The sequence below is a fragment of the Bradyrhizobium sp. CCBAU 11361 genome (genome assembly GCF_028128935.1).
GTDB classification, from domain to species: domain Bacteria; phylum Pseudomonadota; class Alphaproteobacteria; order Rhizobiales; family Xanthobacteraceae; genus Bradyrhizobium; species Bradyrhizobium niftali.
Genome location: NZ_LBJZ01000195.1, coordinates 18,648 through 43,017, shown reverse-complemented (window position 1 = coordinate 43,017; position 24,370 = coordinate 18,648). Strand labels below are relative to the sequence as shown.

The 24,370-nt window shown below is 65.9% G+C and carries 21 protein-coding genes and 1 pseudogene; 10 read left to right on the top strand and 12 right to left on the bottom strand.

The features are described 5' to 3' along the window. Positions 1–25 precede the first annotated feature (25 nt). Positions 26–2,134 (bottom strand): ATP-dependent DNA helicase RecG, encoded by a 2,109-nt coding sequence (gene recG / locus XI08_RS35680; RefSeq protein WP_271578000.1) that lies wholly within the window; start codon positions 2,132–2,134, stop codon positions 26–28. Between the two features lie 218 nt (positions 2,135–2,352). Between recG and XI08_RS35675 the strand changes: the two genes are divergently transcribed. Together XI08_RS35675 and mfd are read left to right on the top strand one after the other, a co-directional pair. Then, positions 2,353–2,643, top strand: coding sequence for an FAD assembly factor SdhE (locus tag XI08_RS35675; RefSeq protein ID WP_271577999.1), 291 nt, complete (start codon positions 2,353–2,355; stop codon positions 2,641–2,643). Continuing rightward, positions 2,640–6,158, top strand: a complete 3,519-nt coding sequence (gene mfd, locus XI08_RS35670; protein ID WP_271577998.1) for a transcription-repair coupling factor — start codon at positions 2,640–2,642, stop codon at positions 6,156–6,158. Before XI08_RS35675 ends, mfd begins: the two co-directional genes overlap by 4 nt. Positions 6,159–6,212: 54 nt before the next feature. Here the strand turns inward: mfd and allE are convergent, their stop codons facing one another. From allE to XI08_RS35640, 6 genes and pseudogenes are all read right to left on the bottom strand, one after another. Then, on the bottom strand, positions 6,213–7,010 hold the full coding sequence (allE, locus tag XI08_RS35665) for a (S)-ureidoglycine aminohydrolase (protein WP_271577997.1): 798 nt from the start codon (positions 7,008–7,010) through the stop codon (positions 6,213–6,215). A 393-nt stretch (positions 7,011–7,403) separates the two neighbouring features. Then, positions 7,404–8,240 carry an SDR family NAD(P)-dependent oxidoreductase gene (locus XI08_RS35660; RefSeq protein ID WP_271577996.1) on the bottom strand — a complete coding sequence of 279 codons (837 nt, stop codon included), beginning with the start codon at positions 8,238–8,240 and terminating at the stop codon, positions 7,404–7,406. Next, a complete protein-coding gene (locus tag XI08_RS35655; RefSeq protein ID WP_271578168.1) occupies positions 8,237–8,767 on the bottom strand; it encodes a molybdopterin cofactor-binding domain-containing protein in 531 nt (176 codons plus the stop codon). Before XI08_RS35655 ends, XI08_RS35660 begins: the two co-directional genes overlap by 4 nt. Positions 8,768–8,827: 60 nt before the next feature. Then, a pseudogene (locus tag XI08_RS35650) lies at positions 8,828–10,261 on the bottom strand (molybdopterin cofactor-binding domain-containing protein); the annotation flags it as partial. After that, the gene (locus XI08_RS35645) at positions 10,240–10,491 is read right to left on the bottom strand and encodes a twin-arginine translocation signal domain-containing protein (RefSeq protein WP_271577995.1); all 252 of its coding nucleotides are present in this window, start codon (positions 10,489–10,491) and stop codon (positions 10,240–10,242) included. The pseudogene XI08_RS35650 and the gene XI08_RS35645, both read right to left, overlap by 22 nt. Before the next feature lie 10 nt (positions 10,492–10,501). Next, a complete protein-coding gene (locus XI08_RS35640) occupies positions 10,502–10,972 on the bottom strand; it encodes a (2Fe-2S)-binding protein (protein WP_092181635.1) in 471 nt (156 codons plus the stop codon). 126 nt (positions 10,973–11,098) lie between these two features. On the opposite strand from XI08_RS35640, the gene XI08_RS35635 reads away from it, so the two are divergent. The 4 genes from XI08_RS35635 to XI08_RS35620 all read left to right on the top strand — a co-directional run bounded on the left by XI08_RS35635 (position 11,099) and on the right by XI08_RS35620 (position 14,302). Next, on the top strand, positions 11,099–11,992 hold the full coding sequence (locus XI08_RS35635; protein WP_271577994.1) for a LysR family transcriptional regulator: 894 nt from the start codon (positions 11,099–11,101) through the stop codon (positions 11,990–11,992). 302 nt (positions 11,993–12,294) lie between these two features. Next, positions 12,295–12,504 (top strand): cold-shock protein, encoded by a 210-nt coding sequence (locus XI08_RS35630; protein ID WP_027542880.1) that lies wholly within the window; start codon positions 12,295–12,297, stop codon positions 12,502–12,504. A gap of 202 nt (positions 12,505–12,706) precedes the next feature. Further along, positions 12,707–13,831, top strand: a complete 1,125-nt coding sequence (locus XI08_RS35625; RefSeq protein WP_271578167.1) for an acyl-CoA desaturase — start codon at positions 12,707–12,709, stop codon at positions 13,829–13,831. 234 nt (positions 13,832–14,065) lie between these two features. Next, entirely contained in the window at positions 14,066–14,302 is a 237-nt protein-coding gene (locus XI08_RS35620; RefSeq protein WP_271577993.1) for a hypothetical protein, read from the top strand. A gap of 62 nt (positions 14,303–14,364) precedes the next feature. Here XI08_RS35620 and XI08_RS35615 read toward each other — a convergent pair whose 3' ends face one another. The 3 genes from XI08_RS35615 to XI08_RS35605 form a co-directional block, all read right to left on the bottom strand. Next, positions 14,365–15,585, bottom strand: coding sequence for a GGDEF domain-containing protein (locus XI08_RS35615; RefSeq protein WP_135175359.1), 1,221 nt, complete (start codon positions 15,583–15,585; stop codon positions 14,365–14,367). Between the two features lie 84 nt (positions 15,586–15,669). Further along, positions 15,670–17,172 carry a class I adenylate-forming enzyme family protein gene (locus XI08_RS35610; protein ID WP_271577992.1) on the bottom strand — a complete coding sequence of 501 codons (1,503 nt, stop codon included), beginning with the start codon at positions 17,170–17,172 and terminating at the stop codon, positions 15,670–15,672. A gap of 4 nt (positions 17,173–17,176) precedes the next feature. Then, complete coding sequence (locus XI08_RS35605; protein WP_271578166.1) at positions 17,177–19,027, bottom strand: extracellular solute-binding protein; 1,851 nt, start codon at positions 19,025–19,027, stop codon at positions 17,177–17,179. A gap of 260 nt (positions 19,028–19,287) precedes the next feature. Here XI08_RS35605 and XI08_RS35600 point away from each other — a divergent pair, with 260 nt between their 5' ends. Beyond that, positions 19,288–20,106, top strand: a complete 819-nt coding sequence (locus XI08_RS35600; protein ID WP_271577991.1) for an invasion associated locus B family protein — start codon at positions 19,288–19,290, stop codon at positions 20,104–20,106. A gap of 78 nt (positions 20,107–20,184) precedes the next feature. On the opposite strand, the gene hspQ is transcribed toward XI08_RS35600, so the two are convergent. After that, positions 20,185–20,517 carry a heat shock protein HspQ gene (gene hspQ, locus XI08_RS35595; protein ID WP_011087359.1) on the bottom strand — a complete coding sequence of 111 codons (333 nt, stop codon included), beginning with the start codon at positions 20,515–20,517 and terminating at the stop codon, positions 20,185–20,187. Between the two features lie 106 nt (positions 20,518–20,623). Here hspQ and XI08_RS35590 point away from each other — a divergent pair, with 106 nt between their 5' ends. After that, entirely contained in the window at positions 20,624–21,577 is a 954-nt protein-coding gene (locus tag XI08_RS35590; RefSeq protein ID WP_135175363.1) for an AEC family transporter, read from the top strand. A gap of 6 nt (positions 21,578–21,583) precedes the next feature. Here XI08_RS35590 and XI08_RS35585 read toward each other — a convergent pair whose 3' ends face one another. Beyond that, positions 21,584–22,768: a UbiH/UbiF family hydroxylase gene (locus XI08_RS35585; protein ID WP_271577990.1), complete on the bottom strand. Its 1,185-nt coding sequence runs from the start codon at positions 22,766–22,768 to the stop codon at positions 21,584–21,586. Between the two features lie 87 nt (positions 22,769–22,855). Here XI08_RS35585 and pcsA point away from each other — a divergent pair, with 87 nt between their 5' ends. Next, on the top strand, positions 22,856–23,623 hold the full coding sequence (gene pcsA / locus XI08_RS35580) for a phosphatidylcholine synthase (RefSeq protein ID WP_167770917.1): 768 nt from the start codon (positions 22,856–22,858) through the stop codon (positions 23,621–23,623). Next, a complete protein-coding gene (locus XI08_RS35575) occupies positions 23,620–24,345 on the top strand; it encodes a TerC family protein (RefSeq protein ID WP_027542869.1) in 726 nt (241 codons plus the stop codon). The genes pcsA and XI08_RS35575 overlap by 4 nt, the downstream gene beginning before the upstream one ends. Positions 24,346–24,370: the final 25 nt, after the last annotated feature.

The window sequence follows — 24,370 nt, the reverse complement described above, 5'->3', positions numbered from 1 at the left end:
GTCAGGTTGTATACGGCTCGGCGAGCTAACCCGCCCCGATCAACGGGATCGCCTCGTCCCGCTCGTAGAGATACAAGAGGCACCGCAGCGCCTCGCCGCGCTCGCCCTTCAGCTTCGGATCGTCCTTGAGGATGCGCAACGCCTCGTCTCTAGCCTGGGTGATGAGCTGGCCGTGCACCTCCGAGCGCGCGATGCGGTAGCCGGGCAGGCCGCTCTGGCGCACGCCCAGCACGTCGCCTTCGCCGCGCAGCTTCAAATCCTCCTCGGCGATGCGAAAACCGTCGGTGGTCTCGCGGATCACCTTCAGCCGCGCCTTCGACATCTCGCCGAGCGGCTCCGAGTAGAGCAGGATGCAGGTCGAGGCCTCCGAACCGCGGCCGATGCGGCCGCGGAGCTGATGCAGCTGGGCGAGGCCGAAACGCTCGGCGTTCTCGATCACCATGATGGTGGCGGCGGGCACGTCGACGCCGACTTCAACCACGGTGGTGGCGACGAGAAGGCCGATCTCGTGGGCCGCGAACTGGCCCATCACGCGATCCTTCTCGGTGCCCTTCATCTGGCCGTGGACCAGACCGACGCGGTCGCCAAAGCGCTTCTGCAGGCTCTCGAAGCGTTTGGTCGCGTTGGTGAGGTGCTCGGTGCCCTCGGCCTCGGATTCCTCGACCAGCGGGCAGATCCAGTAGACCAGCTTGCCGGACTCGAGCGCGCGGCCGACGCCGTCCATGACTTCGCCGAGGCGGCTCATCGCCACCGCGCGGGTGTCAATCGGCTGGCGGCCCGCCGGCTTCTCGCGCAGCTCGGAGATATCCATGTCGCCGAAATACGTTAGCACCAGCGTGCGCGGGATCGGGGTTGCGCTCAGCACCAGCACGTCGACGGCTTCGCCCTTCGATGTCAGCGCGAGCCGTTCGCGCACGCCAAAACGATGCTGCTCGTCGACCACGGCAAGCGCGAGGTCCCGAAAGATCACGTCGTCCTGGATCAGCGCGTGGGTGCCGACGAGCAGATCGATCTCGCCCTCGGCGAGCTGGGCGATGATCTCGCGTCGCTCCTTGCCCTTTTCACGGCCGGTGAGGATCGCGACGCGCATACCGGCGCGCTCCGCCAGCGGCGCGATGGTCGTGATGTGCTGGCGCGCCAGGATTTCCGTCGGGGCCATCAGCGCGGCCTGCTTGCCGACTTCGGCCACCGCTGCGGCCGCCAGCAGCGCCACCACCGTCTTGCCGGAGCCGACGTCACCCTGGAGCAGGCGCAGCATGCGCACCGGCTGTTGCAGATCGTTTGCGATCGCCGCGGCCGCATCGCGCTGGGAAGGCGTCAACGCATAGGGCAGCGCGTCGATGATCTTGTTGCGCAGATGGCCATCGCCGGCATTGCGTACGCCGGCCGGGCGGCGCAATTGCGCGCGGATCAGCGCCAGCGCGAGCTGGCCGGCCAGCAGTTCGTCGAAGGCGAGGCGGGACCAGAACGGCTGATCGGGCAAAATGTCCGTGAGCTCGACCGGCTGGTGCACGCGGGTGAGGGCTTCCGCGATTGGCGGGAAGTGGCAGCGGCGCATCACCTCCGGGCTGATCCATCCCGGCAAGGCGGGCAATTTCTGGAGCGCTTGCGCGATCGCGCGGCGCAGCGAGCCGAGCGCCAGGCCCTCCGTCAAGGGATAGACCGGATCGATGCCGGAGAGTTTTGAGATCGCCTCCTCGTCCAGCACCCGGTCGGGATGCACGATCTGCGGCATGCCGTCATACATCTGGAGCGTGCCGGAGACGTAGCGCTTCTCGCCGACGGGCAGCAGCTTTTCGACATAGCCCGGCTTGGCGCGGAAGAACGTCAGCACGACGTCGCCGGTATCGTCGCTGGCGTACACGAGATAGGGCGCCCGGGCATTGCGCGGCGGGGGCGGGCGGTGGCGGTCGACGGTCACCTCCAGCGTCACCATGGTTCCCTGCACGGCATCGCGAATCTTCGGCCGGGCACGGCGGTCGATGACCTGGCTCGGCAAGTGCAGCAGAAGGTCAACCAGCCGCGGCGTCTCGTTGCGGCTGAGCAGGTACTGCAACAGCTTGTCCTGCTTCGGACCGACGCCGGGCAGGCTGGTCACGGGAGCAAACAGCGGATTGAGCAGGCTGGGGCGCATCGGGGGAATCTAGGATCGTTTCGGCCCGTCATGCCCGGCTTTATGCCGGGCATCCACGTCTTTTTTCGCGGCCCTGCGTGGATGGCCGGGACAAAGCCCGGCCATGACGAATTGGCAGACAGCAGTGCGCCAACAAAGAGCTGACACCGGCCGCCCAAGTAGCTATATCACCCCCGCCCGGCACGTCCGGGCTTTCGGCGTTTGACTGGAATTGAGACATGACGGGAACGACACGATCGAGCAACGGGCTGGACGACCGCCGCAAGCGGCTGCTGTTCCGCTGCTGGCACCGCGGCACGCGCGAGATGGACCTGATCCTCGGCCGCTTCGCGGACGCCCAGATCGGCAATTTGTCCGATGCCGAGCTCGACGAGCTCGAGCAACTGCTCGAGGTCAACGATCCCGACCTCTATGCCGCCATCACCGGCGACAAGGTGCTGCCGGCCGACGTCACCGGCGCGCTGTTTGCCCGCATCAAGGCGTTTCCGATCGCGGACCGCGACGCATGAAGCAGGGGATGAAATCGCCGGCCGAGCTGCTCATGCCCGGCCGCGCCCTGACGCTTGCCAATGTCGCGGAAGGTGCCGAAGGCCTCGTCATCTCGGATCTGGCGCGGGCCATCGCGGCGCGGCCGAAGAAGCCGGCCGTCAGCCTTGCGGTGGTCTGCCGCGACGGCGCGCGGATGCAGCAGCTCGAACGCGCGTTGCAGTTCTTCGCGCCCGATCTGCCGGTGCTGACCTTCCCGGCCTGGGACTGCCAGCCCTACGACCGCGTCTCGCCGCATGGCGGTATCTTGGCGCAACGCCTGACGACGTTGGCGCGGCTTGCCCCCCTGACCGGTAGCGACAAGCCGCTGATCGTGCTGACGACGGTCAACGCCGTGGTGCAGCGCGTGCCGGCGCGCGAGCTCGTCGCGGCGCAGGCGCTGTCGGTCGCCCCCGGCAACGTCGTGCCGATGGACACCATCGTCGCCTGGCTCGAGCACAACGGCTACAACCGCTCCTCGACCGTGCGCGAGCCCGGCGAATATGCCGTGCGCGGCGGCATTCTGGACCTGTTTCCGGCCGGCCTCGAGCAGCCCGTGCGCTTCGACTTCTTCGGCGACAGCCTGGAATCGATCCGCTCCTTCGACGCCGAGACCCAGCGCACGCTGCTCGACATGCGCTCGCTCGACCTCGTCCCGGTCTCCGAATTCCAGCTCGTCACCGACACCATCCGCCGCTTCCGCATGGGCTATGTCGCCGAGTTCGGCGCGCCCGAGCGCGACGATGCGCTGTACGAGGCCGTCAGCGAAGGCCGCCGCCATCCCGGCATGGAGCACTGGCTGCCGCTGTTCCAGGACCGGATGGACACGCTGTTCGACTATCTGCAAGGCGCGGCCGTCGCGATCGAGCCGCAGGCCGAGGACGCCGTCCGCGAGCGCTTCAAGCAGATCCTCGACTATTACCAGGCCCGCCGCGATGCCATGGAGCATCCGGGCGACGGCGCCATCTACAAGCCGCTGCCGCCGGACCGGCTGTATTTCACCGAAGAGGAGTGGACCAAGCGCCTCGGCGACATCCCGCTGGCGCGCCTCACGCAATTCTCCGTGCCGGCGGATGGCACTGGTGTCGTCGATGCCGGTGCACGCAAGGGCCGCGACTTCGCGCCGGAGCGCAACGACACCACCGTCAACGTGTTCGAATCCGTGGTCAGCCACGTGATGGCTCTGCAGGCGCAGCGCAAGAAGGTCGTGATCACGCTGTGGAGCGAAGGCTCGCGCGATCGCATGACCTCGATGCTGCGCGACCACAAGCTGACCCACACCACCAGCGTCAACAGCTGGCGCACGGTGCAGGCGACCCCGCGCAACGAGACCATGCTCGCCGTGCTCGGCTTGGACAGCGGCTTCGAGACCGACGAGATCGCGCTCATCAGCGAGCAGGACATCCTCGGCGACCGCCTGGTGCGGCCGCGCAGGGCGAGCCGCAAGCTCGACAATTTCATCTCGGAAGTAACGAGCCTTGCCGCCGGCGACATCGTGGTCCACGTCGATCACGGCATTGGCCGGTTCGTCGGCCTGCAAACGCTCGACGTCGCCGGCGCGCCGCATGATTGTCTCGAGCTGCACTACGCCGCCGAGACCAAGCTGTTCCTCCCCGTCGAGAACATCGAGCTGCTGTCCCGCTACGGCTCCGACCAGACCACGGTCGAGCTCGACCGTCTCGGCGGCAGCGGCTGGCAGACCCGCAAGGCGAAACTCAAGAACCGCATCCGCGAGATCGCGGGCGAGCTGATCAAGATCGCCGCCGCGCGCCATTTGCACGAGGCGCCAAAGCTGCCGGTGCAGCCGGGCCTCTATGACGAATTCTGTGCGCGCTTCCCCTATGACGAGACCGAAGACCAGCTCGGGGCGATCGAATCGACCCTGAAGGACCTCGAACTCGGCCGTCCCATGGACCGTTTGATCTGCGGCGATGTCGGCTTCGGCAAGACCGAGGTGGCCTTGCGCGCGGCCTTTGCCGTGGCGCTCGAAGGCAAGCAGGTCGCTGTCGTGGTGCCGACCACGCTGCTGGCGCGCCAGCACGCAAGAACCTTCACCGACCGCTTCAAGGGCTTTCCGGTGAACGTGGCGCAGGCCTCGCGCCTGATCCCGACCAAGGAGCTGAACCAGGTCAAGAAGGGCATCGCCGACGGCTCGGTGGACATCGTCGTCGGCACCCACGCGCTGCTCGGCAAGGCGATCAAGTTCCGCGATCTCGGCCTCGTCATCGTCGACGAGGAGCAGCATTTTGGCGTCACTCACAAGGAACGGCTGAAGGCGCTTCGCTCCGAGGTGCACGTGCTGACGCTGTCGGCGACGCCGATCCCGCGCACGCTGCAGCTGGCGCTCACCGGCGTGCGCGAGCTCTCGATCATTGCCTCGCCCCCGGTCGACCGCCTTGCGGTGCGCACCTTCGTCGCCCCGCACGATCCCTTGATGATCCGCGAGGCGCTCTTGCGCGAACGCTATCGCGGCGGCCAGGCGTTCTACGTGGTGCCGCGCATCGACGACCTCGCCGAGGTCAAGGACTTCCTCGACAAGAACGTGCCGGAGATGAAGGTCGCGGTCGCGCACGGGCAGATGCCGCCCGCCGTGATCGAGGACATCATGACCGCGTTCTACGACGGCAAGTTCGACATCCTGCTTTCGACCACGATCGTCGAATCCGGCCTCGACATTCCCAACGCCAACACGCTGATCGTGCATCGCGCCGACATGTTCGGCCTCGCCCAGCTCTATCAGCTCCGCGGCCGCGTCGGCCGCTCCAAGCTGCGGGCGTACGCGCTGTTCACGCTGCCGGCACAGCAGAAGATCACGGCGCAGGCCGAGCGCCGGCTCACCGTGCTGCAATCGCTGGAGACGCTGGGCGCAGGCTTCCAGCTCGCCTCGCACGACCTCGACATCCGCGGCGCCGGCAATCTGCTCGGCGAGGAGCAGTCGGGCCACATCAAGGAGGTCGGCTTCGAGCTCTACCAGTCGATGCTGGAGGAGGCGATCGTGAACCTCAAGGCCGGCGTCTCCGAGCCGGCCGCCGACCGCTGGTCGCCGTCGATCACCATCGGCATGCCCGTGCTCATCCCGGAGGATTACGTCAGCGATCTCTCGGTTCGCCTGTCGCTGTACCGGCGCCTGGCCGATCTCGACACCGAGGAGGAGATCGAGAATTTTGGCGCCGAGATGCGCGACCGCTTTGGCGTATTGCCGGACGAGGTGCGCTATCTCTTCAAGGTCGCCGCGATCAAGGCGTTCTGCCGCAGGGCCAATGTCGAGAAGATCGATGCCGGTCCGAAGGGCGCCGTCATCGCCTTCCGCGACAATTCCTTCGCCTATCCCGATCGCCTGGTGACGTTCATCCGCAGCCACGGCCAGGCCGCGAAGGTGCGGCCCGACATGAAGGTGGTGTTCCTGCAGGACTGGGAGACCCCGGAAGAGCGGCTCGCCGGCACCACGGAGATCATGCGGCAGCTGGCGCAACTGGCGCAGGCCAAGAAGGCGGCGTAGGGAGCGACTATCGCTTCCGCTCCGCAGAATCGCGCCGGTGTCCTGCGACGCTTGTCAGAGGACCACGTCCCGGTTGACGTTCTTGTACAGAAGGTAGACCGCTCGGTTCGAACCGGTCGGATAGAATTGCTGCGGACAGAACGATCCCATCCAGATGAAGTCGTCAACCCAGATTTCGTGCCAGCTATCGCCAAGATAATACAAACCTTGCCCCTCCAGCATGAACAACCCGTGTTCCATGATATGGGTCTCGACGGCTGGAAAGCAGACGCCGGGTTGGAAGAACATCAGATTCATCTCGAAATCGAACCGCAAGTCGCCCATTGGAAGCAAGTGCTTGAAGCCGCGCCCCTCCAGTCCGGTATGGTTCGTTATCGGCATCGATTGTTGTTGACCGATGATTGCCGCCGGTGACGCGATGCCGTCAGCCGTTTCATAACGCTTCTTGACCGCGAGAACGCGGGCGGGAGCAGCGGGATGGCAGCTCATCGTGAAGGACGTGTTGGCCGGAACGTAGGCAAAGGCGCCTGCTGTCAGTGAGGTCGGAGGTTCGGTGCCGATGCTGATGTCGACGGCTCCCGTGACGACGTAGAAGAAGTGCTGAATGTCCACGCAGATCGGCTGGGCCGTGCCGCCCGAGGGCTCGATTTCCAGCATGAACTGGGCAAAATCGGCTCCGAGGGTCGGCGCCGCCAGAAAACGCACAGTCGTTGACTCCCACGCCGGCAGCCGGCTCTTCAAGACGCCTTCAGGCGGCATGAACGCGAAATTGCGGCCGACGACTGCGCGGCTGTGACCGATCGCGCCGGGACGAACGACGCCGGGTTGCGTGGGCAGATCGGTGGGATGCATCTGAGAGTCCTTGGCGAGCTCGCAACAGCGCGTCGCTGTGAAGCGTCGGCGCAAGACCGGCGCGTTGCGACGTGGCGAATGTGGTTCTGCCGGCTTGTTCAATTTGATAGATGAGAGCGAGGGGCACTGCAACAGCAGTGGCGTAGAGTGGGCAAAGCGAAGCGTGCCCACCCTTTATCATCGCCGCAGGGAGATGGTGGACGCGGCGCAAGGGCGCCTTTGCCCATCCTGCAGCATCCGAGATCGGAGCTATGACGCCGCGCGGGACGCGTCGGCCAAGCGCCGCGCCAGCAACGACCAGCCGTATCCGACGGCGACAGTGATCCGCAGCGACCACGGGATCGCTGCGCGCCGCGCCAAAGTCCATCTGCCGCATCGGGCGGCCGAAGGGCCTCAGAAGGGGCCGTCCGTCGACTTGGAGAGATCCGCGTGAGCTAGCAACTCCTCAAGCCGAGCTTCGAGCGCTGGCTGTACCACTGCAAGCGCATCGCTGCCGGCTACGAACTGCCTGGGTGGATTGTCCATCCCGGCGATCTTGACCAGGACGTCGGCAAGCCTGGCCGGATCACCCTGCTGGGCGCCGTGATAGCCTGACCACATATTTTCAGCAGGGCCTTCCGCCGCGTAGTCCTCGATAGAGCTCCGGGCATATTTGGCATTGTGAGCTTCGAGAAGGTCCGTCCGGAAGAAGCCGGGTTCGACCGTGATGATCTTGATACCGAACGGCTCCACTTCGTGGGCCACCGATGCCGACAGGCCTTCGACGGCGAACTTCGCAGCGCAATAGGCTGCGCAGTGTTTGAAGCCGACGACACCTGCGAGGGAGCTGATGTTTATGATCCTGCCCGATCTCTGCTTGCGCATCACCGGAAGCACCGCGCGCATCATGTACATCACGCCGTAGAAATTGGTCGCGATCAGCTGCTCGATTTCAGCGGTACTCAACTCCTCGAAATTGCCGAGCAGGCTGTAGCCGGCATTGTTGACGAGAACGTCGATGCGCCCGAACGCGCGGATCGCCGCGTCGATCGAAGGCTTCGCCTGTGCCTCGTTGGCGACGTCCAGCTGGACGAACACGAGGTTGTCGCCTGCAACGTCGTGCAGAGCTCGACGGACCTTATCGAGATTGCGGCCAGTTGCGACCACCCGGTCGCCTGCCTTCAGTGCCGCCCTTGCCGTTGCAGCGCCGATGCCGCTACCTGCACCCGTGATGAACCAGACCTTGCTCATGGTCGGCTCTTGTTTTCGATGTTGAAGGGTAGCTGACGTAGCGACTTGCCGGTCAGTTGAGCGATGGCATTGGCGAATGCCGGGGCCAGGGGTGGCAGGCCGGGTTCACCCATGCCGGTCGGCGGATCGGCGCTGGGTACGATGTGGACATTGAACTCGGGCATGTCGGTGATGCGCGCCACCGTGTAGCCGTCAAAGTTGCTCTGTTCGACGACGCCGTCTTTGAGCGTGATGGCGGAGCCCGGCAGGCACATGGAGAGACCGGTGACGGCGGCGCCCTGCACCTGGGCCTCCACGGTGCGTGGGTTGACTGCCAGATTGCAATGCACGCCGGCGGTTACGCGATGGAGCACGGGCCGGCCGTCCTTCACCGAGGCTTCCACCACATAGGCCACCACGGAGCTGAAGGACTCGTGCACGGCGACGCCCCAGGCCCGGCCCTCGGGCAGGCGCGTCTTGCCGTAGCCGCTCTTGTCCACCGCCAGTTGCAGCGCGTCCCTGTGGCGCAGATGCTTGTCGCCGAACATCCGCATGCGATAAGCAACCGGATCCTGCTGCGTCGCGCGGGCGATCTCGTCGAGCAGCGTCTCCATCACGAAGGCGGTGTGGGTGGAGCCGACGCTGCGCCACCACAGCACCGGCACGTTGAGCTTGGGGTGATGCACGGTCAGGCGCATTGGCAGCGGGTAAGGTTCGCGCATGCCTTCAGTGGCGGTACGGTCGATGCCGTTCTTCACCTGGAACTGCTCGAACACGGAGCCCGTGGTGACGGATTGGCCGACAATGACATGGTCCCAGGCCAGTACGTTGCCTTGTTCGTCGAAGCCGATGCGGGCGCGATGGAGGTGCATCGGACGGTAGAAGCCGCCCCGCATGTCATCCTCGCGGCTCCACAGCGTGCGCACAGGTGCGTTCAGGCCAGCGGCGCGCGCAGCCTTGGCGATCTCGCAGGCCTCGACCGCGACGTCGCTCGTGCTGGAGAAGCGCCGGCCGAAGCCGCCGCCGGCCATTTGCACGTTCACCGTGACCTGCTCAGGCTTCAGGTTCAGCACGCGTGCCGCCGCGGCCGCGTCGAGGCCGGCACACTGACTGCCGAACCACAGTTCGGCGCGACCTTCGCTAAGCGAAACAGTGCAGTTCAAGGGCTCCATCGCCGCGTGAGCGAGGTAGGGGAATACGAACTCCGCTTCCAATTGCCGAGGGGCTGAGTTGAGCGGCGCCATGTCGGCGTCGAACTTGCGCGGTCCGGGGCGGCTGGCCAGCTCGCGATACTGGGCGAGCTGCCGTTCGCTGTCGACCTTCTCCACCTTCGCGGTGTCCCACGTTAGCTTCAGCGCGTCGCGGCCCTGCGTGGCCTGCCAGTATCCGTCGGCCACCACCGCGACGCCTTCGGCGCCGCCATCCAGCGGCACGCGCAGGACGGCCTTGACGCCCTTGACGGCGCGCGCCGCGCCATCGTCCACCGCGGCAAGGCGCGCCCCGAACACCGGCGGACGCGCCACGACGGCGGTCAACTGGCCGGGCAGGCGGGCATCGATGCCGAAATCCTGTCGCCCGCTGCTCTTGGCCCGCGCATCCAGGCGCGGCGTGGGGCGGCCGATGATGCGAAAATCCTTCGGATCCTTCAGCGCAACCTTCTCAGGCACCGGCTGCGTCATGGCGGCCTCGGCCAGTTCGCCGTAGCCAAGCTTGCGGTCGCCGGGGCCAAGCACCGTACCGGCCTGCGTGCGCAGCGCGGCCACATCGACCTTCCAGCGCGCTGCGGCGGCTCCGAGCAGCATGGCCCGTGCGCGTGCGCCGAGCTCGCGATACTGCGAAAAGCTGTTCTTGATCGAATTGGAGCCGCCGGTGATATGAATGCCGTACAGCGGATCGGTGTAGGCCGCATCACTCGTGCCGTGCCGGCTGCGCACCAGGCTCCAGTCGGCGTCGAGCTCCTCCGCCAGGATCATCGGCAACGCGGTGTGGACGCCCTGTCCGAATTCAAGTCGGTTGATGGTCACAGTGACTTCGCCGTTGCCGGGATCTGGACGAAGGCTGACGGCTGCTGCGTCGGCTTGAGACTGCTGGCGGCCTTGCCACCAGCGGCCGCATCGGCCACCGCGATGTGAGGAAAGGCGCCGAGCGCCAGCCCGGTGGCGCCGGCGAGTTTCAGGAAGCTGCGGCGCGGTAGCGTCTTCACGGTCTGCCCCCGTTCCAGCATGTGCTGGAGCGCGCGCGGCAGTTCACTGTAGTCGATGTTGGGTAACATGGCGGCTCCTTCAGGCGAGCGTGCGGGCGGCGTCGGCCACGGCGGCGCGGATGCGGACATAGGTGCCGCAGCGGCAGATGTTGCCGGCCATGGCCGCGTCGATACTGTCGGCGGTGGGCTGCTGGCCGCGCGGCAGCGATTTGAGCAAGGCAATGGCGCTCATGATCTGGCCGCTCTGGCAGTAGCCGCACTGCGCCACGTCGTGCTTGATCCAGGCTGCATGCACCGCGGCACCGACGCGGTCGGTGCCGTCGGTCGCGGCTTCGATGGTGGTGAGCTTCTTGCCCTCGGCGTCGGAGACGGGCGTGATACAGGAACGAATGGCTTCGCCATCCATATGCACCGTGCAGGCGCCGCATTGGGCGGCGCCACACCCGAACTTGGTGCCGGTCAGCCCGATAACGTCGCGCAGCGCCCAGAGCAGGGGCATCGCAGGATCGGCATCGATCGTGACCTCTCGGTTGTTCACCACAAGCTTCATGAGTTCGCTCCTTACGGACTATCGCGCGCAGACCGCCGGCCAGGGCCCGCACACAGCCAGATAACCCTGGTTGTCGATTCCGATTAGGCGCTATAATCCGCTTAAGCTTATGCATGTGGTGCATGAATGAAACGGGACGATCTTTATGACCTCGCCGCGTTTGCGGCGGTCGCGGAGCAGGGCAGTTTCACGCGCGCGGCGGCCGAGCTCGGCAGGTCCCAGCCGGCATTGAGCCACGCCATGAAGAGCCTGGAGGAACGGCTCGGGGTGCGGCTGCTGTCGCGGACCACGCGCTCGGTATCGACGACCGAGGCGGGCGAGACGCTGCTGCGTTCGCTGCGTCCCGCGCTGGACGAGATTTCCTCAGGCGTAAATGCAGTCGGCGCCCTGCGCGGCAAGCCGTCCGGCACCGTCCGCGTTACGGCAACCAAGCACGCGGTCTCGTCCGTGGTGATGCCGGTCTTGCCGCGCTTCCTCGCGGCCCATCCCGATATCCGGGTGGACATGATCGTCGATGACAATCTGACCGACATCGTCGCGGACCGCATCGACGCCGGCATCCGTTTCGGCGACATCGTCGAGAAGGACATGATCGCGGTCCGCATCGGGCCGGACATCCGGATGGCCGTGGTCGGTGCGCCCTCGTATTTCGCCGACCATCCAGTGCCCAGGACGCCCCGCGAACTCGCCGGCCATCGTTGCATCAACTACCGGCATGTCAGGTCGGGTGGGCTTTACGCCTGGGACTTCGAGGAGAAGGGGCGACCGTTCCAGGTGCGCGTCGAGGGGCCGCTCGTGTTCAACAACGCCGATCTGACTCGCGAGGCCGCCCTGGCGGGGCAAGGCATTGCGTATGTCTACGCGGATGAGGTGGCGGCGGACGTCCGGGCCGGGCGGCTCAAGCGAATTCTGGAGAAATGGTGCCCGACCTTCCCCGGCTATTACCTCTATCACCCTAGCCGGCGGCAGACGCCGCCCGCATTGTCTGCTTTCATTGGCGCGCTCCGCTACAAACCGTAAGTTCCGAAGCTGACAAGGCTTGGCTCTAACGCTGCGGCGCCCATGCCGCCACCGAGCCTCTTCCACACGGATGGGGCGCGCGCGGCCGTCCACGGAACACTTGGGTCCGAAAACAGCGACATATGGCCTCTTGTGGAATGCCCGAACAACAGCCATATTGGCTTCATCGAGTTTCGGCCGAACGACTTGGCCTCGCCGCTGTTAAGCGTGCCTGACTGACGACCCTCCCTCCAGATCTCGAATTCGCTGACTGCGCTCTTGAGCGCGGTTCCAAAGCCTTATCTATGTTAAAGGACGACCCCATGAATACGGGAACTGTGAAGTGGTTTAACGGCCAAAAGGGTTTCGGCTTCATTCAGCCGGACCAGGGCGGCCAGGACGTTTTCGTTCATATCAGCGCAGTCGAACGCGCCGGCATGAGCACCCTCAACGAGGGGCAGAAGGTTTCCTTCGAAATCGTCGCGGACCGCCGGACCGGCAAGTCTGCTGCGGAAAATCTGCGCGCCGCCTAGGCTGCCGCAATCGGTACTATGTTGCTTTGACCACGGATGTACTGGCAGAGCTTCTGGTTCTCTCGACCCGCGACTGGTTTACCGGCCGCGGGTTTTTTTAGACCGGTTGCGGGTTGGCCCGCCCATCGAAACAGCTGAGGTCGCGAGCGTGTCTACCAATATCGATTCAGGCCAGGACTCCGATCAGGAACACGACGACGTCATGTATCCGCAGGTCCTGCCGTTTGTATTGATCCATGCGGGATGCGTCGCGGCGATCTGGTCGGGCGTCTCGTGGCAGGCCATCGCGATCTGCGCCGCGCTTTATTGGTTGCGCATGTTTGGGATCACCGCCGGATATCATCGCTACTTCTCGCATCGGGCTTACGCGACGAGCCGGGTGTTCCAGTTCATCCTTGCCTTCCTTGCCCAGAGCAGCGCCCAGAAGAGCGTGCTGTGGTGGGCCGCCAAACACCGCCATCATCATCTGCACTCGGATACGGCGCATGATGTGCACTCACCCCGACACAAGGGCTTCGTGTACAGTCATGTCGGCTGGATATTCTACCGGCAGCACGATGCGACCGACCTCGTGAAAGTATCGGATCTGGCGTCGTATCCCGAGTTGATGTGGCTGCACAGGCTGGAGCTGTTGCCCGCGGTCGTGCTCGCGGGTCTGTGCTTCCTCATTGCCGGGTGGTCGGGGCTCGTGGTCGGATTTATGTGGAGCACCGTGGTTCTGTATCACGCCACGTTCTGCATCAACTCCCTCGCACATGTCCACGGACGCAGGCGGTATGTGACCGGCGACGACTCCCGCAACAACTGGCTGCTCGCCCTGTTGACGATGGGCGAGGGGTGGCACAACAACCATCACGCCTACCAGGCCAGCGCCCGTCAGGGGTTCTACTGGTATGAGGTTGATCTGACCTATTACGTCCTGGTGGCCTTGTCCTGGCTCGGGATTGTCCGGGATCTGAAGTTGCCGCCCAGGCAGGTTCTGCGCAACGAGCATCGGCTGGGATCACGCGTGGTCAAGCAAGCGGCCGAGCAGCTCGCCGCTCGCTTTGATCCTGAACACATCGCGCTCGCGATCAGAACGTCGATCCACGAGACCGAATTGTCGGTCAGGGACGCACTCAGTCTGTTGCAGCACCGTGCCGACTTGCGCCTGTCCAGCATGCCGACCCGCGAGCAGTTGCTGGCTGAGGCGCAGCGCATGTTCGCCAAGACCATATCCCTGGACGATATCGTCGACCGTGCCTACGAACTCCTGCACGATTCTGTCGGCTTTCTCCTGGCTACTCCCGCTCTATCGGCCAGCACGAACGCGAAGAGTGGCATTTAGCTCGATCATCCCCATATAAGGGGCATGACAAACTGGCAGAAGTCGACGACGCGACAAGCACCCAAGACAAAGGCTGAGCTTCGCGAGATGCTGGCCGAGGCGGTCCGCAACACGGAGCCCGGCGGAGAGTCGAATCGCCCAGCGAAAGCCGGGAAGATCGCGGCCGGGATGGCCCGCTCCGATCAAGCGTCCGGCGTCACCGCACCGGTTCGCTGAGCCCCGAGAAGGAGCCGCATGCGCAAATTTCCCAAGCCCACCGAGCAAGAGCTCAAAGAGGGGCCCCAGGCCGTGTCCTTTCAGATCGCGAACGGGAACGCGCGGCAGACCTGTATTTTGCAAACCACGCTCCCAACCAAGGCGCAGGCGCAAAAATACCTTCTCGCGAATTGGCCGGCCGTCGAAAAGATGGCTCGCGACGCTCTCGCGATGGGAGCCTTTGAGGACGGCCAGATCAAGCTCATGATGAGCTGAGCCGCCGAGGCCCGACGGCGGACGTCAAGACAAGCAACAGATCAAGGAACGCTGGCGGTTGACTACGACGCCGCGCGCGAGGCGTCGGCGGACAGCCGCGCCAGCAACGACCTTGCCGTATCCGACGACGACAGCGAGTCCACGCTGACCACGGGATCGCTGCGCATCTCGTGCTTGCCGTTGGAGGTGTGCCGCATCACCGCGGAGAGGCGGCGGGCGATCATGTGGGCGGTGCGGAAGTCGGTCTCGGCGAAGACGACGATGACCGAGCCGTCCTTCTGCGCCGTGCCGAAGTCCATCTGCCGCATCAGGCGGCTCAGGATGCGCGCGGCATCGAGCTGGGCGCGAGGATTTGAGGGATCGAAGGCGAAGCGTGCCACCGACAGGCCGCCGCCGCGGGCAAGCGTCTGCTCGACAGCCTTGGAGAAGTCGCGGGCAAAGGCTTCCGTCGTGAGCAGGCCGCTGCGCGGATCGAGCCAGCCGCCGGCATCGATCGAGCGCAGCGTGCGGCTCAGTTGCGCTTCCAGCGCGTGCTGGCGGATCAGCGGCAGCGCGTTGGCGGCGACTTTCGCCGGCTCGCCCGGGATGAGCTCGAGATTGGGCAGGTCGTACGTCTGAACGAGCTGGTGCGCGGTGACGATCACGGGCAGGCTGCGGAAGCGGGTGTCCTCGGCCAGCACCGTGAGGAAGGCATCGGTGACGCGCGCGGTAAAGCCTTCGGCGAGCACGACGCCGTCGATGTCGCGGGTGTTGAGATGCTTGGCCGCGGCCTCGATCGAGAGCGCGCCGATGACGCCGACGCGTTCGCCGAGAGCGACGGAGAGTGCGGGATAGGCCGCGCCGCGGCCGATCAGGAGCACGGTGGCATCGCGCGACGGATCGCTCTGCGGGAGCGCGACCTTCACCTCCGGCAGCCGGCGCAGCACGGTGGCATGAAGGGTGCGGACGCGCAGCGCTGCGCGGAGCCGCGCGCTCAGGCGGTCGGGATTGCCGCGCGAAGAGAAGGGCAGGGCGTTGTGCGGCAGCGCGCCCGCTGCGTCGAGGGCCACGAAAGGAAGGTAGGGCGACTGGTCGGCGATCTTCCTGGCGAGCAGCGCCAGATACGGCTCATATCCACTGTTCATTGCGGCCAGAACCGCGGCCGGCTGCACCTGCTCGACCGCGCGCGCCGCGCTGGCCCAGTCGGTGTCGACCACGGGAAAGAGACGGGCCTCGTCCAGCGCCGCAACGAAGGCGGGGCGCTCGGCATTGGATACAAAGAGGATCGGGCCCGCCTGGGACATCGCAAACTCGGATCACGCGACAGATGCTGCGCAATCTAGTTTGGCCGCCTTAATGCAGCGTCAACGGATGGGTTCAAAATGCGCCTAGGCCGCCCCGGAGCGGTCGCGAAAAGCCTCGACCATCAGGGGGTTAAGCCCGAGCTCGTTGAGCGCCTCGCGGGCGCGGGCGTTGTCCTGGGCCCGGCCCGCCAGCCGGTGACCGGAGAGGCGGTCGGGCAGCGCGGTGAGCAGGGCGCCCTGGCCGAGCCGGCGCGCCCATTCCTGGAGGTCGTTGGAGAGGAAGCGGTAGCCGCCGACGGCCATGATGCCGGAGGGCGGCGCGGTGATGCAGATCGCACCGCTAGGACGGTCGAGCCGCGCCGCATAGCCGGTGTCGACATAGTCGCGCGGCGGCTGCGCGATCAGCGTATCGCCGACCGGCTGCGGCGGCGCGTAGGCCGCGATCGGCACCATCGCCCCGCGCAGGCCGAGCGTGCCCTTCGGCGTCAGCAGGATCTCGCCGGCGATGGAGGAGCCGGACTGTTCGCGCGGGGCGCCGTGCGGCCCCGGCATCACCGCCACCGGCATGCCGTCCTCGCCGCGGCGGGCGCCGAACAATCCGGCCTCGCCGAACAGATAGACGTCGGTCAGCGGCGCATGCGGCGCGATCCAGGCATCGCTTGCCGCCACCTGCTCGGGCGCGCGCCACAGGCCGATGACGTTGCGCAAGGTCGGCATCCGTGCCGCCAGGTCGGAATCGCCAAGCCGCAGCGCGAGCTGCGCGGGCGCGATCAGCACCTCGCATTCATGCTCGTTGATCTGCTGCTCCAGCACGTCGTTCTCGAACGGATGATGCAGCGCCAGCGCACCGCCCGAGAGCAGCCAGACCGCGAGCGAGGAGGCGAGGCCGGCGAACGACATCGGCGTGAACGCCGCCATCACGGTCGCGCCCTGCTTGATGTCGGCCTCCAGTGACATCGCGAGGCCACCGGCGATCAGGCTGAAATGCGGCCGCGGCACCGGACGAAAGCCTTCCGCCGTGACGTCGAAGGAGATCATCGCCGCCTTGCGGCCGTCCTGGATCACGGCACGCGTGGTGCCGGGCGGGCGGGCCAGCACATCGTCGAGCGAGGCCATGCCCTCGGGCAGGTCGGTGCCGAAGCCGCAGACATGGCGGATCGAGAACGCCTCGGCCGCAGCGTGCATCGCGAGGTCGGCATAGCTGACGCCGTCGACCTTGCTCATGGTGACGATGGCGCGCGCCGCGGTGCGGTTGAGCGCTGCGGTCAGTTCCGCGTGGCGCCAGAGCAGCGGCAGCACGGCGACGACGAGGCCGGCGCGATGGGCGGCGAGCACGGTCAGCACGAACTCGACCGTAGCAGGCAGCTGGATTGCGATGACGGAATTGGCCGGCAGGCCCGATTCGACGAAATAGGCCGACAGCGCCTCGATGGCGGTATCGGCCTCGGCATAGCTCATCCGCCGCGGCTGGTGCCCGGTCACGCGCGCCTTGTTGAGGGGGTCGAGCAGGGCGGTCGCGTGCGGCTGCCGCATCAGCGTGCGCTGGAACAGCGTGTCGAGCGTCGGCGATACGGCTGGCTGGTTCACGGCGTCACTTCGCTTGACTGGGCTCACCCTTCGACCACCAGGTCTCCGGCAGGTAGCCGGACAGCGCGATGGCCTTCGGCCGTTCTATCCGATTCCAGCGCGCGATCCATTGCTCGGATACGTTAAACAGGGGGATTGTGTAGAAGCCCGCGATCAGGGCGCGGTCGAGCGCGCGCACCGCCGAGACGAAGGCCGTATGTTCACGGGCCTCCAGCAGGGCGCCGATCATGGCATCGACCGCCGGATCCCTGGCGCCCATGTAGTTGCGGGTGCCGGGATTGTCGGCGGCGGCGCTGCCCCAATAGAAAGACTGCTCGTTCCCGGGCGACAGCGACTGGTCCCAGCGGTTCTGGATCATGTCGAACTCGTAAGCGAGCCGGCGCTGGTCGAATTGCACGGGATCGACCGACCGTACCCTCGGCTCGATGCCGGCACGCTTGAGGTCGCGCTGGAAGGCGAGCGCGATGCGCTCCTGGTCGCGGGTCGTGACCAGGATCTCGAACGTGAAGGGCGCCTTGGTCGTCCGGTTGCGCAGGACGGTGCCGTCGAGATCGTAGCCGGCCTCCGACAACAGTTTCAGCGCGGCGCGCAGCGTGGTCCGGTCGCGTCCGGAGCCGTCGGTCACCGGCAGGCGGTAGCTGCCGTCCATGACATCGGGTGGAATCTGTGCGGCGAACGGCTTGAGCAGCTCGCGCTCGCGCGCGTCGGCCGGCTTGCCATAGGCTGACAGCTCCGAGCCGGCGAAATAGCCGGCGACGCGCGAATAGAGCGAGAAGAAGTAGTTGCGGTTGACCAGCTCGAAATCGAACAGCAGCGTCAGTGCCTGGCGCACGCGGATGTCGGCGAACATCGGACGGCGGGTGTTGAAGACCAGGAATTCCGAGGGCTGCGGCACGCCGGGCTTGACCGTGTCGCGGATCACCTCGCCGCTTCTGACGGCCGGAAAATCGTAGCCGTCGTGCCAGCGCAGCGGCTCGTTCTCGACGCGGAAATCGTAGAGGCCACGCTTGAAGGCCTCGAACTGGCCGTTGGCCTCACGGAAATAGTCGAGCCTGATCTCGTCGAAATTGTAGAGGCCGCGATTGACGGCGAGGTCGCGGCCCCAATAATCGGGATTGCGCATGAGCGTGACGCTGGCGCCGGGCTTCACCGCGGCGACCCGATACGGGCCCGAGCCGACCGGCCCCGTCAGCGTCGTCTCCTCGAAGGTCGCGACATCGACCGCGTGCTTCGGCAGGATCGGCATCAGGCCGAGGATCAGCGGGAGTTCCCGGTCATTGGCGCCGGCGAGGTCGAAGCGGACGGTGAGGGGATCGGGCGCCTCGGCCCTGGCAACCTTGGCATAGTACTGCCGAAGGTTCGGGCGCCCGTGGTCGCGCAAAAGCTGCCAGGAGAACAGCACGTCCTCGGCGAGTACCGGCTTGCCGTCGGAGAAGCGGGCGCGGGGATCGAGGCGGAACGCGACATAGCTCCGCTCATCGTCGGTCTCGACCGATTTGGCGAGCAGGCCATAGAGCGTGAACGGTTCATCCTGGCCGCGCGCAAGCAGGCTTTCGACCACGTAGCTGCGCATCTGCTGCACGGCCAGTCCCTTCACGATGAAGGGATTGAGGCTGTCGAAGGTGCCGAGCATGCCCCAGGTCAGCCGGCCGCCCTTGGGGGCATCGGGATTGGCGTAGGGCATGTGGGTGAAACCGGCGGGCATCGCCGGCTTGCCATGCATGGCGATGGCATGGGCCTCCTCGGCCCGCGCGCTTGCCGGCAGCCCAGCGGCGAGGGCCATAACGAGGACCGAGGCGAGGATGATGCAATGGCGGATGCCGGGGCCCTCGAGCAGGCGCTGGAACATGAACATCGGCACACGTTGATTCGAGGACCGGCGGACCTGAATCCTATCACAGGGAATTTGGTGGGGCGCTGGCGCCAGGGCGGCCAAAGACGGTTGTCGGCATTGATCTTTTCGTCGGCCACGTTAAGAAGGCGGGCAATCGCGCAAGAGCGTCGAGCCCGTCACTTATCCGCCTCAATTGACGGGGAGAGAGCCGCGCCCAAGGCGGCCAGGTTCGGCGCTTCGGAGCGGTTCGGGCACTTCCCGTTCAGAAAGGGTTTTCCGCAATGAATTTACGTTACTTGGCCGCGTCCGTCCGGCCGCGCGGGCGACTTCTCGCCTTGTTGACGGCGACGGCGTTGGCCGTCCCGTTTGCCGCCGAGGCCCAGACCCCGACGCCGGCCCCCGGCGCGCCCAAGGCGGCAGCTCCGGCCCCGAAGGCCGCTCCGAAGGCTGCCCCCAAGGCTCCCGCGCCCGCGGCCTCGCCGCAGGCCCAGCAGGCCCCGGCGCAGGGCGCCCCGCAGCAGGGCGCAGCCCAGCCGGCCGATCAGCAGATCCAGCTGATCTACGCCCCCTGGACCAAGTTCTGCCTCAAGGGCCAGGACGCCAATGCCAAGCAGGTCTGCTTCACCGGCAAGGACGGCCGCATCGAGTCGGGCCAGCCGGTCATCGCCGCCGTGATCATCGAGCCGGAAGGCGAGCCGAAGAAGATCCTGCGCGTGACGCTGCCGCTCGGCATGCAGCTCGTGCACGGCACCCGCATCATCGTGGACAGCAACGCGCCGTTGCAGAGCCCGTACGTGATCTGCTTCCAGAACGGCTGCATGTCGGACTACGAGGCCACGCCCGAGCTCATCGCCAACATGAAGAAGGGCCAGAATCTCGTTGTCCAGGCGATCAACGCCAACGGCGCGCCGCTGACCCTGCCGCTGCCGCTCGCCGGCGAATTCCAGAAGGCCTATGACGGTCCGCCGACCGATCCGAAGGTGTTCGAGGAAACCCAGAAGAAGCTCCAGGAAGAGCTTCAGAAGAAGGCCGACGAGCAGCGCAAGAAGCTGGAGCAGAGCGGCGCTGCGCCGGGTGCGGCTCCGGCCGGCCAGAAATAATCGGGACCAGATCCCGGACATGAAAAAGGCGCTCACTTCGAGCGCCTTTTTTTATGGGCCGCATGCCGGCGGCTCGACTCAGTTCAGCGACGGATTGCGCGGACGGTAACCGCCGCCCTTGTCCTTGATGAAGATCTCGGCGACCTGCGAGTGCCGGATCGGTTCGCCCGACTCGTCGGGCAACAGATTCTGCTCGGACACATAGGCGACGTATTCCGATTCCGCGTTCTCCGCGAGCAGATGGTAGAACGGCTGGTCCTTGTGGGGCCGCACCTCCTCGGGGATCGACAGCCACCACTCCTCGGTGTTGTTGAATTCCGGATCGATGTCGAAAATCACGCCCCGGAACGAGAAGATCCGGTGGCGAACGACCTGTCCGATCTGGAATTTCGCGGTCCGCGCTTTAATCATTCACCGTCGATAGACCAGGATTGTGGCCGATGCTAGTGGCCTCACCTGGAATTAATGCTCGCCCAAGGGGCGGATAGGCCCCAAGTCTTCAGAAAAAACCTTAGAAATGGCCGATATCCTCAATCTGGCATTACCTTATTTCGGCTTGATCTTCGTCGGATTTGCCTGCGGCAAAGTCAAGGCGCTGCCGGAAACGGGCCTGGCCTGGATGAACTTTTTCCTGCTCTACGTGTCGCTGCCGGCGCTGCTGTTCGCGATCATGTCGAAGACCCCGTTTGCCGAGCTGAACAACCCGCCGTTCCTGGTGGCGACCACGCTGTCGACGGTTACGGCGTTCGCGCTGGCGCTGGTCGTCGGCAAGGTTCTCGGCCGCCTGACGCTGCGCGAGGCGACGCTGGCAGGGCTCTCCGGCGGTTACGGCAATATCGGCTATATGGGGCCGGGGCTGGCGCTCGCCGTGCTCGGGACGAAGGCGTCGGCGCCGACCGCGCTGATCTTCTGCTGCGACAGCATCTTCCTGTTCACGATCGTGCCGCTCCTGATCGAGCTGTCCGACCGCGATCATCCCTCGATCGTGCACGCCTTCGGCGTGGTGCTGAAGCAGATCGTGCTCAACCCGCTGATCATGTCGGCCTGTTTTGGCGCGGCCGTGGCAGCGCTGCATATCGAGCTGCCGGTCGCGCTCGACCGCACCATCACCTTCCTCCAGAACGCAGCTGCCCCGACCGCGTTGTTCGTGCTCGGCGTGACCGTGGCGCTCCGCCCGTTCGACCGGGTGCCGTGGGAAGTGCCCGGCGTGATCGTGGTGAAGCTCCTGATCCATCCGCTTGCAGCGTTCGGCCTGATGCTGGCGTTCGGCCCGTTCGCGCAGCCCTGGGCCGCGACCGCAGTGCTGATGGCTTCGCTGCCACCGGCGCTGAACGTGTTCGTGATCGCCCGGCAGAATGGGGCCTGGATCGAATCCGCTTCCGTCGCGGTGCTGCTCGGGACGTTTGCGTCGGTGGTCACGCTGACCAGCGTGATGTGGGCGATCCAGACCGGCCGGCTGGCGTTTCCGTGAGAGGCGTTACCTTCGCCACGTCGGCGTCAGCCCCTCCCGCATGGCGAAGCGCCGGAGCGGGCCGATGGCGCCGAGCAGGTGCATTCCGACGGCGCGGACCGGCTGGAGCGGCAGGAAATCGTTGAGCAAGGAGCGGTTGGCGATGTCGATCGCGAAGGCTCGGCTCAGGATGTCCGGGCGCCGCGCCCGGTCGTAGCGCTGGAGCACGTCGGCTGCGCCGGGATCCTGGCCCCATGCGATGGCCTCGCCCGCGAGCCTGGCAATGTCGGCGGCATCGCGCAGGCCAAGGTTGAGGCCCTGGGCGCCGATCGGGGGAACGACATGGGCGGCTTCGCCAACCAGCGCGATGCGGTCGCGGCCGAAGGATGCGGGACGTTCGATCGCCAGCGGGAACAGGTTGCGCCCGGGCTCGACCGTCATGCGTCCCAGAATGGAATGCGACTGCTTCTCGATCGCGGCGGACAGCTCCTCGTCGCTTAAGCCGCGGAGCCGTTCGGCTTCCGCGGGAGCTGCGACCCACACGATGCTGGAGCGGTTGCCGGGCAGGGGCACGAACACGCAGGGCCCGTGCGGCGTGTGGAACTCGGTCGAGACATTGCGATGCGGCCGCGCATGGCCGACGTTGAAGGTGAGCGCGGTCTGCGTCAGCTCGCGCCGCGTCACCGCGATGCCGGCGGCCTCCCGGCACAGCGAATGCCGGCCGTCGGCGCCGACCACGAGCCGGGCCGTGAGGAATTGCGCGGAGGCCGTGCGGATCGCGACGTCGTCGGCCTCTACGAGGACGCTTTCGGCCTCGTCGTCGAAACGGACGATCCCGGGCAGCTCGGCCGCGCGCGCCTCCAGTGCTAGCATCAGCGAGCGGTTGTCGATGTTGTAGCCGAAGGCGTCGAGCGCGATCTCGTGACAGGAGAAGCGGACCTCCGGCGCCCGGAACAGCCGGCCGGTGTCGTCGACGAGGCGCATGACTTCGAGCGCGGCCGCCTGGTCCTTGCAGCGCGGCCAGACGTCGAGGCTCTCCAGGAGCTCGATCGAGGCACCGAGCAGCGCGGTGGTGCGATTGTCGGCATAGGGCACGCGGCGCGCCACCAGTGCGGTCCGTGCACCCGCCTGCGCCAGCGCGACGGCCGCGCTAAGGCCCGCCGGTCCGCCGCCGATCACGGCTGCGTCAAAGAGTGTCGATGCGTCTGTCATGGAACGACATTTGACACGCCCCGCGGCAAATTCAAGCCCACCTATTTTTCCCTGATTTTATGGCGAATTGTGCGACCGGGCGCCGCAATGGCTTATGTGCAAACCGGTCTCATTCTGATAGCAGAAGCCATGGATACCCAGCAGGATTCCCTGAAGCCGAAACCGGCGATCCGCGCCGCGGCCTTCTCGGTGCACATTTTCACCGCCTTCGGCGCGGCCATCGCGCTGCTGGCGATGCTGGAGGCCGTGCGCGAGCACTGGGCGGCGATGTTTCAATGGCTGGGCGTCGCGCTGATCATCGACGCGATCGACGGTCCGATCGCGCGCCGGCTCGACGTCAAGAACGTGCAGCCGAACTGGTCGGGCGACGTGCTCGATCTCGTGGTCGACTTCGTCACCTATGTGTTCGTGCCGGCCTACGCGATCGTGGCGAGCGGGCTGCTGCTGCCGATCGCGGCTCCCTTGCTCGGCGTCGCCATCATCGTCACCAGCGCATTATATTTCGCCGATCTGCGCATGAAGGCCGACGACAATCATTTCCGCGGCTTCCCGGCGCTGTGGAACGCGGCCGCGTTCTACCTGTTCCTGCTGCACTGGCCGCCGCTGTGGTCGACGCTGCTGGTTGCGGCCCTCGTGGTGCTGACCTTCGTGCCGTTCCACGTGCTGCATCCGGTCCGCGTCGTGCGGCTGCGCTGGCTGACCATGTCGCTGATCGCGATCTGGGCGGTGCTCTCCCTCTACACGCTGGACATGGACTTTCGCGTCGGTCCCGGCGTGACGCTCGCGCTGTGCGCCATCGCGCTCTGGATCAGCTTCAGCGACGCATTGATTCGCTTCGCACGATCCTTCGCATGATGCATCTGCTCACCAGCCCCGAAGCCTGGGCCGCGCTGCTCACCTTGACGTCGCTCGAGATCGTGCTCGGCATCGACAACGTCATCTTCCTGTCGGTGATCGTCTCGCGCATCCCCGAGAAGCAGGCGCACCGCGCCCGCCAGATCGGGCTCGCGCTGGCGCTGGTCTTCCGCATCATCCTGCTCAGCGTTCTGGTCTGGCTGATCGGCCTGACCGCGCCGGTGTTCTCGTTTGCGGGTTACGACTTCTCCTGGCGCGACCTCATCCTGATCGGCGGCGGCCTGTTCCTGATCGCGAAGGCGACGCACGAGATTCACGCCGAGGTCGAAGCCGACGACGGCGAGGGCGATCAGGCCTCCGGCCGCAACGCCTTCTTCTGGGTGATCGTCCAGATCATCGTCATCGACATCGTGTTCTCGCTGGACTCGATCATCACCGCGATCGGCATGGCGCAGGACATCGAGATCATGATCGCGGCCGTCGTGATCGCCTGCCTGATCATGTACCTTTCGTCGGGGCCGGTGTCGCGATTCGTCGCGGAGCATCCGACCACGAAAATGCTGGCGCTGGCCTTCCTGGTGTTGATCGGCGTCGCGCTGGTTGCGGACGGATTCCAATTCCACATCCCGCGCGGCTACATCTATTTCGCAATTGCGTTCTCGGCTGCGGTGGAGTTCTTCAACGTGCTGGCCAAGCGCAATCGCAGGAAAGCCGGCAAATAGTCGCGTTTGGTCCGTTCCATTCCAA